Source organism: Nocardia vaccinii NBRC 15922, assembly GCF_001613305.1.
Lineage (GTDB): Bacteria > Actinomycetota > Actinomycetes > Mycobacteriales > Mycobacteriaceae > Nocardia > Nocardia vaccinii.
Window position 1 is genome coordinate 252809 of the sequence record NZ_BDCC01000012.1, and the last position, 16980, is coordinate 269788.

Genomic DNA, 16980 nt, shown 5'->3' on the forward strand with positions numbered 1-16980 from the left:
AAGATAGGAATGGTCGCCATGACCGCAGTCACTCCCTCCCCCGGGACCGAGGTCACCGCACTGGACGCGATGTTCGCGCAGATGGACGCGGCCACCGCTCGGCACGTCAACGGGATATCCGGCCTGACCGACCGGGAGAAGGCGCTCCTGCGCCTGACCGCCGACGTTTGCGCCCAGACCCTCGGGCTCCCCTTCGAACTTCACCTCCGCGCCGGACTGCGCATCGGCGTGAGCACGGCGGACGTGCGCGCTCTGCTGCGCCTGATCTCCTACGACAGCGGCTATCACACGGCGCTGGCCGCATTCGATCGCCTCGCCGAGCTGGAAACAGCTCTGGGCCTGCCGCGCCCGGACGTCGCGGAACTACCCGGCGAACTGCTGACCACCGGACCCGACGCCCCACTGTCGCCGCTGCCGGACCCGGTGCGCACCACCCTGGCCGAGCTGGATCCGCACTTCCTGGACTACTTCGATCTCCAGTCCCGGATGCGCACCCCTTCCGGTCCGGACACCCTCACGGTTCGCGAAAGAGCCTTCGCCACAATGAGTATCGATATCCACTACCAAACCCTGGGCGACACCTTCCGCATCCACGCGCAACGAGCTCTCGGCGGCGGCGCGACCGTGAACGACGTTCGGGACGTGTTGCGCTTCAACGCCCAATTCGGCGCCACGCGAGCCTGGCAGGCATGGCAGGCATTTCATGCCCACGCCGCCGAGGCGGGATGGGACCTCGGCTGACGCCGCGCCGCGACGGCATTCACCGGCCGCCCCGCGGCCTGATCCCGCAACAGACCGAATAGCCCGGCACACAACGTAATCGGCAGTTACAGACGTTCCAGGGGACGCCGCCGGCGCGAGATGATCTCGGGCCGGTCGGTCGATCGAACAACTGTGATCCAGATAACAAGTTACACGACATATATGTCGTGTAATGTATCGATCATGACCAACACACACCCCACCCTGGTTTTCGTTCCCTGCTTCTCCGGTGCCCCCTGGAGCGCCGACCAGCTGGCCCCTTACGGCGACCTGCCGGTACGCACCCTGCGCCTGCCCGAAGGCGTCTCCGACATGGAGGAATACGCCGACCATGTCGCCGCCGCCGTAGCCGACCTGGACGACTACGTGCTCGTCGGCGATTCCTTCGGCGCGAACATCGCCCTCGCGCTGGCCGTGCGACAGCCCGCGGGTCTGCGAGCCCTGGTGATGTCGGGTGGGTTCGCCGCCAACCCGGTCTCATCGGCGCCGTGGAAGGTGCTGATGCGCACCATGGGCAAGCTGCGCGGACCGCTGTACCGGCAGATGGTGTTGCGCACCCACGCACACCGGCTGGCCTCGCCCTTCGACGGCGAAGGTCAGATCCCCTGGAGCGAGGCGCGGAGCCGGAAGTTGTTCCTGGACAGCACCCCTGCCGCTTCGTTCGGTGCGCGGGTCGTCGCTGCGCTGAACGCCGACTACGTCGCCGCCCTGCCTCGCGTGCAGGTGCCCACCCTGATCATCACCCCCGAGCACGACGAGCTCATCGGCGAAGAAGCCGCCACGATCATGCGGGAGGGCATCCCCGATTCCCGCGAGGTGGTGTTGCCGCGCACCGGTCACATGTTCCGGTTCTCCCACCCGGCCACCTACGCTGGCGTGGTGCAGAACTTCCTGACCGAAACAGTCCCCGACGCGACGGTGGGCGATGCGGCGCGCTGAACATCTGCGCTTCGCGATCCTGGCCGCCCAACGCGAAGGCAACAGGCTGCTCGCCCAAGCACTCAAACCGCTCGGCGTCACGCCGTCGCAAGCCGAGGTGCTGCGCCTGCTGCAACAACGAGGCCCCTTGTCGCTCAACGGAATCGGACAGTTACTGGTCTGTGAGAGCGGCAACAGCCCGAGCAGGCTCGTCGACCGCCTGGTCGCGCTCGGCCTGGTCGATCGCCGCACCGCCGCCGAGGACCGCCGCCACGTGGAAATCAGCCTCACCCCCGAGGGCAACCGAGTCGCTACCGCGATCGCCGAGGTCGAGCAAAACCTCTACGCCATGATCGACGCCGTCGCCGAAGGTCACGACACCGACGCCCTGCTGAGCTTCGTGCACAGCTTCGTCGACCAGTTGCCCTCCGGCCAAGCACTGGCCCGGCGCCTCGACGACGGGTGACACCCCGTTCCGCCTCTTCCAACTCGTAGGCGGCGCGCGCCTACCGCTCACCGGCAGGCGCGCGCAGTCGCCGGAACTGGAACGTTGCCGGCTGCCGTTCACGCCCCGTCGGCACTGATGTCGACCACGAGGACGACCGCGCGACCGATCGGTGTCGTCGACGATGGCCGGGCCCGGAACAGCGACGGCGCCTTTCCTGTCTACATGCCGAAGCGTGCACGCCGCACGGTCTCGACCGCCTCGGCGGGACCGCTGAGTTCCACCTCCGCGGCGCTTCGGCGGCCGAAGAGATACAGCAGCAACTCGCCCGGGAGGCCCGCGACACGCACCGTGGGTTCTCCCCGCCGAGCTCTGACGGTCTCGGCTGTGCCGGCCCACTCGAGTTCGAGTCCGGGGCCGTGCAGACGTCGGGCGAGCAGCCATGGTGCGCGGCCGACGTTGTACCAGAGCGCGGCGTCCATGGCCGGCGAGTTCGTGCGGGGACCGAGGCCGTTGGCCCGGCGCACGTCCTCGTGGTGAACGAAGAACTCGTTGAGGTTGGGGACGCGGCGCACCCATCCGATGCGGAAGAAGCCCGGTGGCGGCCCGCTTCGGATGGTAGCCACCAGCGTGCGGAAGTCCTTGTGTGCGAGCGCCTTTCGTCGCCGTTCCGCGAAGCGACCCCATGCACCCGGTACGACCAGCCCGGGCGCGGCCAGAGCCTGGCGCTCGCGGAGTACCAGGTGTGCGGCAAGGTCACGCGTCGTCCACGGTTGGAGAAGCGTCGGCGCCTCGGGACCGAGTTCCTCGAGCAGGTCGGCGATGCGTTCTCGCTCGACGGCGTCGAAGAGCGGATCTGCCATGCCCGGAAGTGTAGCGAGCGCCACATCCTCAGCTACGTTCGTCGACACGAACAAATCGGGCGTCGACATGTGTGAGTGATCCGCAAGATCGCCCGACGCCTATAGCGCACCGAACGACCGGTATGCGGCCATAGCGGACGCCCTCGAAAGGGACATGCTGGAACAGTCGCCGAGACCTGTGGATGGGGAGGTGGCCGCCCGGAGGAGCGGCCATCGAACACCCCGCCGCGCCATTTCAGACGATTTCGACGGATGCGCCGGAGGATATCCGGCGGTACGGGGCGCCGATGCCGGGACCGTTGTCGCCCAGGAAGCCGGTGACCATCGCGACGCCGATGTCGTTGAGTGCACCGTCGTGGACGGCGAGAGCCTGGCGCGGGGCCACTTCCCGCACATAGTCGATCAACTGTCCGGTGGTGGACCAGGGCCCGTGCACGGGCAGCAGCAGGGTGTCGACAGCGACGTCCGGGACGGTGAGGGCGTCGCCGGGATGGAACAGGGCGCCGTCGATCAAGAACCCGATGTTGCCGACACGCGGGACGTCGGGATGGATGAGCGCGTGCCAGGTGCCGTACACCTTCACCTCGAAGCCGGCCGCGGTGAACACCTCACCCGCACCGACGGCGGTGACTCGCGCACCCAGGCCGTCCAGCTTCCGGGCCACCGCGGTGTTGGTCCAAATCCGCAGGGCCGGATTCTGTTGTGCGGCTTCGCGAAGCGTCGCTTCGGAGAAGTGGTCGAAATGTTCGTGGGTGACCAGGACCGCATCGGCGCCCTCCAACACCCGCGCATCGGTGAGGCCACCCGGGTCGACCACCAGGCGGTGGCCGTCGGTTTCGACACGGACGCAGGCATGACCGAACTTGGTGAGTTGCATGAGTCTCCTCGGGGTTCCCGAATAATACAACCTAACTGTACAACACAGTTGTACAGTTAGGTTGCCTTGTTCGGATAGGATGGAGCAATGGACGACGCACTTGCCGAAGATCTGCGGCACGCGATCGGTGAGCTGGTCCGCGCGGTGCGGGTCACCGACACCATGCCGGCCGGAGAAGCGGCCATCCTCGGCTTCCTCGACCGTGATGGCCCGCACACCACCGCCGAACTGGCGCACCGGCGCAACGTGACGCACCAGTCGGCCGCCAAATCCATCAAGGAGCTGCTCCGCGCCGACCTGGTGCGCACCGACCCGCACCCCGATGACGGCCGCAAGCACCTGCTGCACATCACCGATGCCGGCCGTGCCCGCCTGCGGCGCGAACGTACCCAGCGCGCCACATCACTGGACAGCGCCATCCACACCACGCTCAGCCCCGACGAGCGGCAGCAGCTGCGGGATTGCGTCCCGTTGCTGACCCGCATCACCACACATATGAGCGCAACCCGCCCGTGATCGGGTCACGGCTGAGTCACTGCCGAACAACCTCGAAAACACCTGTGCGAGAAGGTGTGTGATGTCGCGAGGGCCGATCGCGCGGCTTGGGGACGTCGAGCGCTTCCCCCGCGAGAATTCGGCCACTACTACCCCGACCGAGCCGACCAGATGCATCCGCACTTTCGCAACACACCGAAAAATCGCCTGACGCGGGGACAGCGCATCGATATTGTGGCCCAGTAGCATTGGGGGTGCCTCGCATGAGGCGTGTCACGGAATCAGGGGGTGACGGTGTCTGGCCAGGTGACTCTCGTGTTGGTGCACGGCATTCTGTCCGGCGGCAGCAAGTGGACTCCCCTCGCGGATCTGTTGCTACGCGATGATGACCTGGCCGGCCAGGTGAAGATCATGCAGGTGGAGTATCCGAGCAAGGCTGTCGAACCCTCCCCGAAAAAGCAGCTTCCCGATCCGGACACGGTGGCAAGCTATCTCGGCACCCGGCTCGCCGAGGAGCTCGAACCCGACCGACCGGTTGTCTTGGTCGGACACAGTCAGGGCGGGCTGATCGTGCAACGCTATCTCGCCCAGGAGTTACGCGCGGGGCGCGGTTGGGACCTGAGACGAGTGCGGCGGGTCCTGATGTTCGCCACTCCCAACTCGGGCTCGGAATACCTCCTTTCGCTGCGTAAGCGGTTCAGCCGCAATCCGCAGGAAATCGAACTGCGCCCGCTCAACGAGAAGATCATCGAGACGCAGGCAGTCATTCTCCAGCAGGTCGTCTACGCAAAAGAGTTCACAGCGACGACCGCGCCGATTCCGGTCGAAGTGTTCGCGGGAATGTCGGACCGGATCGTACCTCCGCAATCCGCGAAAGCGGCTTTCCCATATCGTGGCGACCTCCCGGGCGATCACTCGACGATAATCGAGCCACGCTCGGTTGACGATTTAGTGTACGTGATCGTCAAAGCCCGTTTGCTTCGCGCGCTTCGAGGAAGCGAGCCTGGGACCGGCGATGTAGCAGCGGCGGCCAGTGTGGCGAAGTTGGAAGAGCGGATCGACCGTGGTCTGCAATCGCAGCAGGCACCGCCGCTGTCGGGATTTCCACTCAGCGAAGACGCGGTGAAGGCGATCACGACAGCGCTGGCGGAGATCGAAGATCTCGACGATCCGGCTACTCGCGAGCAGTTCGTGAGATCGATGCCCCGCAATATTCAGCAGCGGCAAGGTTTCGGTGGCACCAACCCGAAGTTGCAGTTCACTGCGCTCGTCCAGCATTGTGCCACTTTCGAGCTGGCCGGGCGCCAAGCGCTGACGAGCAGTCTCGAATACTTCTTCTCCGACATTCCCGCCGGGATACGCGCACTCGGCGTCATCGATGAGCACTGGCCCCTAGCACCGGAGGGCAACGCCTCACACACCGCGTAGGCGCGACGGCGAAGCCGACCAGGCCGCCGCGCCGCGTACACACAAGTCGGGGATCGACTCGCCTGCGGGTGTCCGGACGCCGCCGGTACCGCCATCGGAGTCCGCGTCGCACCGGGCACGCTGGGCTGCGGTGCTGTTCAGTGGGGTTGTGGTATTCAGCTTGCTGATTCTCGGTGCTTGCTGGGTCGTCGATCGGGGTTCGGCCCCGGGTGGATTCGACACCACCCTGATCGGAGCGGATTTCGCCGATCGCAACTGCAAAGACGGACAAGTTTTGCGTGCCACGGAGGACAATCCGAAATTCCTGTTGCGAATCATCGGGTCAACGCGTTGCAGGACCGCGTGGGCCGATATCGAGTGGCTCGGCCCATTCGATCAGCAGCCCGACCAGATCGAAGCCAGCATCTATCCGATGGGGTACGACCGGGCCGGACCACAAGCTCAGGTGGTGCGAAAGTCGGACACCCGCTACACGCGGACCGGCATGATCGAACGCGGCAGTCGCGGATCTGTGTGCGCGGTGGGGGGCGTGGTGGTCGACGGCCACCGATCGACATCGCAGGACGAGCTGTGCGACTGATCTATACGCAAAAATGCGCCCCTACGGTGTGAAAGTTCAGCGAGTCGAAGTCGGATGACGCCCATGCCGATACGCACGCGGTGCTCTTGGGGTTATTCAGCCGGACGTAAGGAGTCCACGCGGATGTCCCATTTTTTCCAGTCTTGATCTGGTAATCACCTGCCCTTGCCGTTCGGCCTTCGACGGTGATCTCTTGTTCCAAAGTGACGACGGAGGAGTACATTCCGCCGAACAAGACGACCCGGGCCCAGTTGGCATGACACGGCGAGGACCAACGAAGCTCGAGATAGCCGATGACTTTGCCTCTGGTGGGCCCACGATCACCTGTGAGCGGCCTCGACGCGACCACATACGCGCCTGCGCAACCGCGAGGGTCGCCGTCACCGCCTTGGTCGGCTCGAGCTACCGCTGGGCTGGACATTGCCACAGCGATCAGGGCCGATGCGACGGCGGCGGAGACTGTTCTTCGAAACATCGTGCTTATTCCCATCTTTCGAATTCGACCTGCGACTCGTGGCCCAGACGAAAAAGCCTGATCAGCAACGGTAGATCTCACGACCCCGACCTGTCTGTCCGTCGTTTCGCGGACAGCACGCAATCCGGATCTTCAGTCGTCCCGAACCGATCACCGCGCCGCCAACGGCTCCGGCTACTACATGCAGATCGCTGGATCGACCTTGACCTCGGTCGGACCGTTGCTCACCGATCCGGTTGCGCACAAACGGTCGGTCGGATCGTGTCGGACGATGACCATGGTGTAAGCCGAATCGACGTTGTACTCGTCGGCGAACTGTCGGGTGGGCCCCTGCGGATCCGAGAACTGGAAGATCGTGACCGTGATCCGATTTCCGAACCCGGCGTTATCCGTACGAGTCACCTTCGCCCACGCGGCGTCGCACGCCGCCGAGTAGAGGATCTTCAGTTCGAAGGCGCCGCCCGCAGAGCGGGCGCTGTTCGCGGTGACGACATCTTTCAAGCAGTCGGTACCCAAAGGATCGCCCCCCGTAGCGATTATCGCCCGCGCAGGCTGCGAATCATTGCGGACAATCCATCGCGTGGTCAAGGCGGTGAGGGTGATGGTGACGATCAGCAGGGCCAGTACGAGCACCACCCATTTCCAGTGTCGAATCACAGTGTTCCCCGCCATCTTTCGTGTGTGATGCCGATTCAGAGCTCGAGCAGTACGCAGCGGCCGAGCTGGTCGGCGGAAGTTTGGCGCCACGAACCTGTGGGAGATCGATCGATAAGCTATCGGGATGCTTCGACCATCGTAGCGAAAATGCCTGGGCGGCTGCGGAATTTCGCGAGTAGCCGTGGTGAGGCGTGATCGGGACGCAGACGTATCGACATCGCCGCACCGGTGTTGCTCCCGGACCAGCTCAATCGTCGAAAACTATGTCCATATAAATGATTTCGACGACTGTGCGCACGCGGCCAATCGACACGACCTCGCGCGCAAACACACTCGAATGTCGGCATAACGTCGACACGGGGGCACACCTACAATTCTGGTCGGTATCTTCTGTCTGCTCAACGCATGCCAAGCGGCAAGAGCGTGGGCCGAGCCCGATCCGCGCGAGAATTCGGTGGCCGCGGCACATCTGCGGGATGCATAGTTCGAGGATGGCGATCGAAGGTGTGGACGATGCCGGTTTCATCTGCCGGGAGGGTTCGATGGATCGGATCCAGCCCGAGTTCACCGCTGTCGTCGATCGGTTGCGCACCGCCCTGGCCCGCGTCTTCGGCCCGGACCGGCTGCACAGCGCCTACCTGTACGGCAGCGTCCCGCGCGGTACCGCGATACCCGGGACGTCCGATCTCGACGTCCTGCTCGCCCTGCGCCGTGAACCGGTCGCTTCGGACCGGTCGGACGCGGACATCATTGCCGCCGAACTGGATAGCGAATGCTGTGAGATCCGTGGTGTCGGTATCGAAATCGCGAGTGCGGCGAAGTTGTCGAGCGAGCTCGAGCGCTACGACCTGGGTTGGTTCGTCGCCTGCTTGTGCACGCCGTTGCTCGGTGACGATCTGGCCGCTGGCCTGCCGCGCTACCGGCCGAGTGCGCTACTGGCCCGGGAGACCAACGGAGACCTGATGCTGCAACTGCCGCGGTGGCGGTCGCAACGCGCGAACGCGTTCCGCGACCTGTCGCGAATCCGCTTGTCCCGCAAGGTAGCCCGTCGAATCGTTCGCACGGGACTGACGCTGGTGATGCCCCGGTGGGGCGGCTGGACCAGTGACCTGATCCGATCGGCGGAGGTATTCGGCGACTACTACCCCGACCGAGCCGACCAGATGCATACAGCGGCCGCCATCGCCCGGACGCCCACCGCCGATCCGGCCGCGCTCGGCATGCTGGTCGACGAGCTCGGGCCGTGGCTTGCCGCCGAATACCTCGCAGTGCACGGACCGAAGACACCTCGCCCCTGACCGGAACCCAGCCGCATGCACACGGTTACCAAGCGCGCCAACGTATCCCGCTGCGACAAGGGATGGCATGAGCGGGCGAATGCATCCCGATGACGAAGTCGCTCCAGGCGATCGACGCCGCGGCCTGGGTCACAGTAGCGGAGGCGGGTTCATTCCTTGTCCAGTCGGTAGGTTTCATCGATGGCGCCGGTACGCGCAAGCAAGGGGATGACTCCTGCGACGCCGGCGAGTTTTACTTTGGCGCGTAGCTGAAATCGTACGTTCAAGGGTTCGTCGGGCGGGCTGGTGACAAGCAGGCGAAGCTCGCGGTCCGCATGGAGGTATCGGTTGTCCAACGTGAGGAAGTCCCAGTAGCCGCGGGTGAAACCGGTTCCCGACGAGACGATTTGCGGGTAGTAGACGGTGCGTTTCTGGGAGTATTGCGGTGAGAGGTCGGCTCCCAGTGCGTTGGATGCGACGGTGAATTTCATTCCCAGTCCGACGGTGGTGGTCAATTCCACGGGCCGTTCGTCGACGACTTCCCGGGGGACCATGTCCGATATGCGGGCGGTCGGTGTGGGCGTGAGGTCGACTGTGAGTCGCGACCACTGGAATCGGCAGCGCGGATCGGAGTGCACCGCGCACATCAGTGTCACGTCGTAGCCGAGTATTCCGTCGTCGCTTTCGACGGGCACGGCCGTGTTCTTCGCGAGCGCAATCCGATTGCGCCGCAGCAGTAGTCGAATATCGCGATCGCCGATGATGTCGGTGGCGGTTTCGGGTCCGCGTTCGTCGGCGAGCCCTTCCTCGTCGAGATCGAGTTCCACGTCTGCGAAGGTGTGCATCGTATTCCTATTCCCAATCGCCAATGAGGATGAAGGGCGCCCATCGATGGAGTGAGTTCCATCGATCGGTGTGCTCCGCTACCTCGACCACGGCCCGGCGGAGTGCTTCGGCCTTGGTCGAGGTGGGTAGGTAGGTGTAGAACCTCGTCATGATTTCGGCAGTGGAATCATCGGCCACCCGCCAGAGGCCGGCCACCACGCTCGGCGCACCCGCGTACAGAAAACCACGCACGAGCCCCATCAGGTCGTCGCCTGGATGGTGTCTGCTCACACCGGTCTCGCATCCGCTGAGTGTGGCCAGCCATAGCCGCAGCCCGGACAACGCGGCGACGTCGCGAGCGGTGAGCAAGCCGTCTGCCAGCCGCAGCCCGGACGCCATCGGATCGTCGGCGTCGAATGTGGCATGCCCGGCGTAGTGCACGACATCGGCATCGATGAGGGCGGCCGTGAAGGCTCGGCGCGTAACGGCCTCGCCCAGTAGCGGTTCGGTGGTGAAGAATTCGGCCACGCTCTGAGATTCGGTTCTGGCGTGTGGGAGATTCCGGCCCGGATCGCCGAATACCGCTACGCGCCGCAGGCTGTCCGGGCGGACGGTCGCGCGGCAGGCACGCAGAACCGATGCGCTCGAGGTGTATGCGACCGGATTTCGTTCGATCAGATACCGGCCGTCGAGCCGCAACGCGTGCAGGGGCAGATAGTGCAGGAGTCCGTGTGGTGCCAGAACGACCAGCTCGTCGCGCCGGGCCCAGGTGGCGATAGGGGCGATGATCGAATCATAACCGTGCCAGAGTTCTTCGAGCCCACTGTGCACGAGGTCGCGTACACGACCGGCACTGCCGAAGTTGGTCAGCACGAAGCGTCGTAGCGAATCTCGTTCGATCGCAACCGAAACCGCCCGGGGCTCGGCCCAGTCGGACCGGACACCGAGTATCACCACGCGGTCGGCGGTGGTGAAGTACTGCACGAACAGCGTCGATTGGTCGAGCAGCGTTTGGGATTCGGTGTAGGACAGCGGTTTCGCGCCGCCCTCGGCGGCGGCACCGAGACGCTCGGCCAGTGCGCGTGCCTTGGCGCGTTCGCTCCAATCGAACGCTTCCGCCGGGCGACCGAGCGTGACACAGGTGGCCACCATTCTCTCGTATGCCTCGACGCGGGGTTCGCCGCCGAGGAACTGCAGACGCTCGGCTTCGTCGGCGAGGCTCGAGCGGCTGTTCTCGATCTGCTCGATGGCCTTGCGGTAGTACTCGTGTGCCGTGTCCGGGTCGTGCTGTTCGTGCGCCCTACCCGCGCTCAGATAGGCGAATCGAAGAAATCCTTCGGCCCCGAGCCGCTCGGCGTCGGCAACCGCATCGAGCACATACCGACGCGCTTCGGCGACCTGGGCCTGGCCAAGTTTCACCCAACTCATGCCCAGGCGGGCACCCAACCCCACCGACACCGGGGCTCCTGGCGCCGACGCCAGGACCAATGCCTCGCGGTACCACTCCTCGGCTTCGTCCGTTCTGCCCTGCACGCGGTGGGCATTGGCTATTCCACTCAACGCCATAACCCGGTGGTGTGCCGGCGAACTGGTCCAATCCTTGTCCTCGAACTGTGCGACATCGGTCAATCGGAGTATCCGATGCAGCCATTCCAGACTTTCGCTGTAGCGGCGCAGCGAGAACAGGAACGTCGCGCGATTGCGGCTGAAGACGCACTCTCGCATGGTGTCCCGGGTATCGACAGCGATGTCCAGGGCTCGGTCGATCAACTCCAGTGCCTGTTCGTTGTCGTGCAGGACCATCCCCACGACGCTGGCGCGGAAGGAGAGGCAGTCGGCATACGTCTCGCTGACCCTCTTGCTGAACGTCCTGATCAGGGCCAGTTCCTCGGGTGTGCTGCCGTCGCGTGTCACTGCGGTCGACAACAGCGATCGACAACGTGCGATCAGCCCACTGTCACCTTCGAGACGGGCCAGTGCTGCATCGATGTCCGCCAGAGCGCCACCGACATCTCCCAGATCGCGCCGCGCGCTGCCCGCTATCGCGCCCAGCTGCACCAATTCGTACTCGGCGCGCCACGTCACGAGCGCCAGCTTCGAACCGCCGGACCCGAAAATCCGCGTGCGCAAGTCCCGCGTCCCGTGCCGGGCAATCCGTTCGACCCGCGCAATGGTCTGTCGCAGGCGTGCTATTGCCTGTTCACCCTGCGCGATCGCACTCAGAGCCTCGGCATGCCGACCGGCCCGATGCAGATTCTGGGCCAGATTATGCAGTACCGCAATATATTCGACGATCCCTTTGCGCCTGCGGCAGATGCGCGCGGCCCACCGATCCCACCACACGGCCCGCGCGGGCTCCCCCGTCATCGAGTACGTCACACCGACGAACGAGACCACCTCCGAGCGTTCGGCACCCGGTTGCAGTAGCGACAACGGCACCGAAAGCAAGGCCATCACTCGGGCGAGGCGCACCCGTCCGCGCCGTGCGGCATCGCGAGCGGTTGCCTGCAAGGCCGACTCCAGCGCGAGCACGGTCGTCGCCCCCAAACAGGTCCCGGCCAGCACAGGCACCGCATACCAATTCAGAAGGGGCGCACCGGACCCCGCGAACGATCCTATGACCGCCGCGGCGATGCCGATCTCGATCAGCTCCCGGATGCCGAGCAGAACCAGCACGATCACCATCGTGGACCCGGCCAGCTGTTCCAACGCCCCCCGAACCGCCCACATCGCGAACGCCACTGGGACTGCGGTGAACAGCGGCGACATCCGCCACACTCCGCGTTGCCGCAGCCGCCGCGCTGTCACGAACCAGCCGGCCGACAACACCGACACCAGGACGGCCGGCGCCCACCAGCGCGCGACACCGGACGCGAGCGAAACGGGCAACCACCACGCCAGCAGCCCGATCAGGTAGTAGAAGGCGAACTTTCGTGCGAACTCGGCACGGCCGGGCATCCCCATCTCAGCCCGGGAGGACGTCGAGCCGCGCGCCGGTGATCAGCAGGATCACATATCCGCTCACCGCCGTGGCTATCTTGCCGATCCGGCCCCACGTCTCGATCCTCGACCCGGCCGGGTAGTCCTCGTCGACATCGACGCCGTCCCACCAGTGCAACCACCCATCGAAATACGAGATCTCCGCAATCATCGCCCATCCCCATCGAAAACGCCGCTACCGCAAGAATATCCACTGCGGAGAATGTCAGGAAGGAATCGTCCGGCCCGGCGACCGAGTCGCGGGGCAGGCATGCCGAGATCTGTGAGACTCGTTGTGCAGAAGGAGCTTCCGCAAGCCTCGCGTTGCACTCGGGTAGGGATACGGGTGTTCTGAACGCCCGGCTCAGCCGCCGCCGCGCTCAGGTCCTTCTTCGCTACCGCGCCAACCTGATTACCGCCCCTGGCAGACCTCGGAAGACGTCGCATACGCCCTGCCACGCGTACCGGGCGATGCGGAATTTCGGTGCGGGCACGCCACCGGGGCAGGCCGATTGCTGCCCAGCCGCACTTCGGGCGACCGCGCATACCGCTACGCGGGCAGATGCCGGCGCGGCCGATACCGGTGCGGACTTACGTCTTCAGGCCGCCGCGACGCTCGAAGTCCGTCGTCGTCTACCGTGCCGACCCGATTGCCGCCCCTGGCAGACCTCGGTCGCATACGCCTTGCCACGCATACCGGGCGATCCAGAATTTCGGTGCGGGCACGCCACCGGGGCAGGCCGATTACCGGTGCGGACTTTTCGCCTTGTGAACCCCTGATCACTCGCGGCGGGCGGACACCTCGACCGCGTGCGTGCCGAGCAATTCCGAAAGCGCGGACTCGAGGTCGTCGACGATTTCCGCGGTGTCCGGGACGGGTACGTCTTGCCAGCCGGGACCTGCCAGCAGGACTCGGGCGCCGCGTTCGGCGCATGTGCGCACAGCCGAGAGCAGGGCGGTCGATTCCTGCTGTGACCACAGCACCGCCGCCGAGCCCGATCCGCTGCGATCGAGGGCGTCACCGAGGGCGGAGGTGGGGACGTTGGGGCCGAGCATATGGGCCGGGACGTCGCATTCGGCGAGTGCCGCGCGCAGTACCTCGAGTGGCAGGGAGTGCGCTTCGCCGCTGGTGCAGGCGAGCAGTACGGGGGCCGCGGATGCGTCGGCCGGCGGCGGGATGGCGCGGTGCAGTGCGACCGTAATGCACCAGGACAGCAGGTGTTCGACGTCGATGCATCCCTCGCCCGCCCCCTGCCGCTGGACTATTTCGGCGAATGCCGGGCGGCACAACCGCTCCCAGGTGTCGACGACGCCGAACGCCTGAATATGGGCCAGCAGCAACGACTGCAGTCCGGTGGGCTCGGATGCGAATGCGGCGTCGAGGAGTGCGGCGTGGTCACCGACGACCGGCGCCGGTCCGCGCACGGACTCGGCCGCTCGCGCCGGGCTCGATCCGCTCCGTACGAGCACGACCATGCGCTCGAGTCGAACGATATCGGCCTCCGAGTAGAGGCGGTGGCGCCCGCGCTGATGCTGGGACGGGCCGATGCCGTAGCGCTGATTCCAGCTACGCAGCGTCGCGGTGGGGATACCGATGCGCTCCGCGACGGTGCGCACCGAGAATCCGGTCGCGTCGTTGTCGGGCGGCGAGTCAGCGGACATGGCGATCATTCTGCCTTTCGCGGGCATGGACGCCGCAACGTCACAGCGCTGCGGCGCCCGCGCGACGCGGGACGAAGCGGGCGGCGACCCCTCCATTATGCATCGATTGCGCATCGATAGATGTAGGATCACTGTGTCGTCGAACTCGAGTGCATCGAACGGAGGCCGCTGATGCTCGCACATCGCTCACAGATGGACGGACTCGGCGGCGTCGATCGGGGCGACTCGGCGATACATCGACAGTGGCGCGCGGCCGCCGACCGCGCGACCTTCCCGACGTCGATCGTGAAAATGCCTGGCATATAACCGATTCGGTGATCAGGAGACAGTATGCGATGTGTGGTGTTCGGTGCCACCGGCTACATCGGTGGCCGGCTGGTACCCGAACTGCTGGCCGCGGGCCATGAGGTGCGGGTTCTGGCCCGCACCCCGGCCAAACTCGACGATGCCCGCTGGCGCGACAGCGTGGAGGTCCGCCGCGGTGACGTACTCCGCGCCGACGATGTGGCCGCGGCTTGCGCCGATGCGGATGTGCTCTACTACCTGGTGCATTCGCTGACGCGAACGGATTTCGACGATGTCGACCGCCGCGCGGCGGCACTGGTGGCCGAGCAGGCCGCCCAGGCGGGAGTGCGCCGGATCGTGTATCTGGGCGGCATTGTTCCGCCCGGTCAACGGCTGTCCCGGCACCTGTCCTCCCGCGCCGAGGTCGGGAGAATCCTGCTCGGGGGATCGGTACCGGCCATCGCGCTGCAGGCCGCGGTGATCATCGGATCCGGGTCGGCCAGTTTCGAGATGCTGCGCTATCTCACCGAGCGGCTGCCGGTGATGGTCACCCCGCGCTGGGTGCGCAACCGCATCCAGCCGATCGCGGTGCGAGATGTGCTGTACTACCTGACCCGGGCGGCCGAACTACCGCCGGATGTGCGGGGCGCCTTCGATATCGGCGGCCCGGACGTACTCACCTACCGGCAGATGATGCGCGATTACGCGGCAGTGGCGAGGCTGCCGCGGCGGGTGATCATCCCGGTTCCGGTGCTCACCCCCTGGCTGTCGGCACAATGGGTGAACCTGGTCACCCCGGTCCCCAAGGCGATCGCCGTACCGCTGATGGAATCGCTGATCCACGATGTGATCTGCAAAGACCACGCGATCGCGCGGCACATACCCGATCCGGCGGGCGGGCTGACCGATTACCGCACGGCTGTCGAATTGGCGTTGGCGCGCATCCGAGACCTGAACGTACCCACCCGCTGGTCCGATGCCGACCAGCTCGGTCGTGAGCCGTCCTCTCCCCTGCCGACGGACCCCGCGTGGTCGGGCGGCTCGCTCTACGTCGACTTACGGGAACGGCCCACCCGGGCCGATCCGGCGACGCTGTGGGCGATGATCGAATCCATCGGTGGCGAACACGGCTGGTACTCCTTCCCGCTGGCGTGGTCGTTGCGAGGTTGGATCGACCGGCTGGCCGGAGGCGTCGGACTGCGACGCGGGAGACGCGACCCGCATCGGCTGCACGCCGGCGAAGCGCTCGACTGGTGGCGCGTGGAACGCATCGAACGGCCGCACACACTCGTATTGCGCGCGGAGATGCGGCTGCCCGGACGAGCGTGGCTGGAGCTGAGCGTCGACACCGACCCGCGTGGCACGATCTACCGGCAGCGTGCCGTGTTCGAACCGCACGGCTTGGCCGGACACCTGTACTGGAAGGCCATCGCTCCCTTCCACGCGCTCATCTTCGGCGGAATGACGCGCAATATCACCGGAGCCGCGGAAGAGGCTGTATCCCAGCCTGTCTCATAACCCGCGGCATGGGACGCCGAGCCCAAAGCGCGCGAGCGAGCCCCTGACTCCCCACCGCAGCGCGCCGCGGTGTCCCGACGCGGGCGCGATGCACGAAAATATCGAAATCCAGGCTTTCGATTCGATCCAGGATCTCCGAATACAGCGTGAGCGCGGTAGTCACGCAGGGCCGCGACCGCGGCGCGAGCATGGCGATGCCCACGCGGGCGTAGTTGTAGATGTCGCGGGTGTACGCGTGCTGGGCGATCAGCGCCCTCCGGACGCGGGGGTCGGTGCGGCGGTGCGCTTGACACCACTGCAGCAGATCTCGGTCGACGCCGTGCGCCGCCAGCTCGTCGGCCGGCAGATAGACCCGGTCCCGGAACAGGTCCTCGTCGACGTCGCGCAGAAAGTTGGTGAGCTGGAACGCCTTTCCCAGCGCTGCGGCGTACGGCGCGGCCTCCTCGATCGGGCACACCGTGCCCAGTACCGGCAGCACCTGTAACCCGATGACTTCGGCGGAACCGTAGACGTAACGGTCCAGAGCGCGTCGATCCGGATAGTCGGTGACGGTGAGATCCATGCGCATCGAATCCAGAAACGAGTCGAACAGTGCCGCGGGAATCCGGTAGGAGCGAGCGGTATGCGAGACGGCCGGGAGAACGGCGTCGGCGTCGGCGTCCTCGGCAGCGAACTGCTCGGCCAGCGCGTCCAGCCGCGCCGCGCGTTCGGTAGCCGGGCGGCCCGGGTCGATGTCGTCGAGAATGTCGTCGGCGCGGCGGGCGAAACCGTAGAGCGCATGGATCGCCGGGCGTTGTTCAGGGGCCAGCAGCCGGGTGGCGAGGAAGAAGGTCTTACCGTGGCGCGCGTTGAGAGTCCGGCAGGCGCGATAGGACCTGTGCAGTTGCGCGTCGGTGCGGCTGGTGTCGATGAATGCGATGGGAGACATGGGCTT

General features: G+C 65.8%; 16 protein-coding genes. 8 read left to right on the top strand and 8 right to left on the bottom strand.

Annotated elements, in window-relative coordinates:
- Nucleotides 1-18 precede the first annotated feature (18 nt).
- From NV1_RS09750 to NV1_RS09760, 3 genes are all read left to right on the top strand, one after another.
- On the top strand, nt 19-741 hold the full coding sequence (locus tag NV1_RS09750) for a carboxymuconolactone decarboxylase family protein (RefSeq protein ID WP_067888889.1): 723 nt from the start codon (nt 19-21) through the stop codon (nt 739-741).
- 204 nt (nt 742-945) lie between these two features.
- Nucleotides 946-1701 (top strand): alpha/beta fold hydrolase, encoded by a 756-nt coding sequence (locus NV1_RS09755; protein ID WP_067888151.1) that lies wholly within the window; start codon nt 946-948, stop codon nt 1699-1701.
- Nucleotides 1688-2146: a MarR family winged helix-turn-helix transcriptional regulator gene (locus NV1_RS09760; RefSeq protein ID WP_084525219.1), complete on the top strand. Its 459-nt coding sequence runs from the start codon at nt 1688-1690 to the stop codon at nt 2144-2146. Before NV1_RS09755 ends, NV1_RS09760 begins: the two co-directional genes overlap by 14 nt.
- A 200-nt stretch (nt 2147-2346) precedes the next feature.
- Here the strand turns inward: NV1_RS09760 and NV1_RS09765 are convergent, their stop codons facing one another.
- Both NV1_RS09765 and NV1_RS09770 read right to left on the bottom strand, forming a co-directional pair.
- Complete coding sequence (locus NV1_RS09765) at nt 2347-2988, bottom strand: TIGR03085 family metal-binding protein (protein WP_067888895.1); 642 nt, start codon at nt 2986-2988, stop codon at nt 2347-2349.
- Between the two features lie 235 nt (nt 2989-3223).
- Complete coding sequence (locus tag NV1_RS09770) at nt 3224-3865, bottom strand: MBL fold metallo-hydrolase (RefSeq protein ID WP_067888154.1); 642 nt, start codon at nt 3863-3865, stop codon at nt 3224-3226.
- An 87-nt stretch (nt 3866-3952) separates the two neighbouring features.
- On the opposite strand from NV1_RS09770, the gene NV1_RS09775 reads away from it, so the two are divergent.
- From NV1_RS09775 to NV1_RS09785, 3 genes are all read left to right on the top strand, one after another.
- Complete coding sequence (locus NV1_RS09775) at nt 3953-4381, top strand: MarR family winged helix-turn-helix transcriptional regulator (RefSeq protein WP_067888157.1); 429 nt, start codon at nt 3953-3955, stop codon at nt 4379-4381.
- 285 nt (nt 4382-4666) lie between these two features.
- The gene (locus NV1_RS09780; RefSeq protein ID WP_067888898.1) at nt 4667-5788 is read left to right on the top strand and encodes an alpha/beta fold hydrolase; all 1122 of its coding nucleotides are present in this window, start codon (nt 4667-4669) and stop codon (nt 5786-5788) included.
- A gap of 148 nt (nt 5789-5936) precedes the next feature.
- Nucleotides 5937-6368, top strand: coding sequence for a hypothetical protein (locus NV1_RS09785; RefSeq protein ID WP_157116736.1), 432 nt, complete (start codon nt 5937-5939; stop codon nt 6366-6368).
- Between the two features lie 652 nt (nt 6369-7020).
- Here NV1_RS09785 and NV1_RS09790 read toward each other — a convergent pair.
- Entirely contained in the window at nt 7021-7515 is a 495-nt protein-coding gene (locus NV1_RS09790; protein WP_067888163.1) for a DUF2690 domain-containing protein, read from the bottom strand.
- 476 nt (nt 7516-7991) lie between these two features.
- Between NV1_RS09790 and NV1_RS09795 the strand changes: the two genes are divergently transcribed.
- A complete protein-coding gene (locus NV1_RS09795) occupies nt 7992-8798 on the top strand; it encodes a nucleotidyltransferase domain-containing protein (RefSeq protein WP_067888166.1) in 807 nt (268 codons plus the stop codon).
- A gap of 149 nt (nt 8799-8947) precedes the next feature.
- Here NV1_RS09795 and NV1_RS09800 read toward each other — a convergent pair whose 3' ends face one another.
- From NV1_RS09800 to NV1_RS09815, 4 genes are all read right to left on the bottom strand, one after another.
- Nucleotides 8948-9622, bottom strand: coding sequence for an immunoglobulin domain-containing protein (locus tag NV1_RS09800; protein ID WP_067888169.1), 675 nt, complete (start codon nt 9620-9622; stop codon nt 8948-8950).
- 7 nt (nt 9623-9629) lie between these two features.
- Nucleotides 9630-12560, bottom strand: coding sequence for a CHAT domain-containing protein (locus NV1_RS09805; RefSeq protein ID WP_169813309.1), 2931 nt, complete (start codon nt 12558-12560; stop codon nt 9630-9632).
- Nucleotides 12561-12567: 7 nt separating this feature from the next.
- Nucleotides 12568-12753: a hypothetical protein gene (locus tag NV1_RS09810; RefSeq protein ID WP_067888175.1), complete on the bottom strand. Its 186-nt coding sequence runs from the start codon at nt 12751-12753 to the stop codon at nt 12568-12570.
- Nucleotides 12754-13361: 608 nt separating this feature from the next.
- Nucleotides 13362-14243, bottom strand: coding sequence for a MerR family transcriptional regulator (locus tag NV1_RS09815; RefSeq protein ID WP_067888901.1), 882 nt, complete (start codon nt 14241-14243; stop codon nt 13362-13364).
- A 330-nt stretch (nt 14244-14573) separates the two neighbouring features.
- On the opposite strand from NV1_RS09815, the gene NV1_RS09820 reads away from it, so the two are divergent.
- The gene (locus NV1_RS09820; protein ID WP_067888178.1) at nt 14574-16046 is read left to right on the top strand and encodes an SDR family oxidoreductase; all 1473 of its coding nucleotides are present in this window, start codon (nt 14574-14576) and stop codon (nt 16044-16046) included.
- Here the strand turns inward: NV1_RS09820 and NV1_RS09825 are convergent.
- On the bottom strand, nt 16003-16974 hold the full coding sequence (locus NV1_RS09825; RefSeq protein WP_067888180.1) for a phytoene/squalene synthase family protein: 972 nt from the start codon (nt 16972-16974) through the stop codon (nt 16003-16005). The two genes, NV1_RS09820 and NV1_RS09825, sit on opposite strands and share 44 nt — an antisense overlap.
- Between the last annotated feature and the right edge of the window lie 6 nt (nt 16975-16980).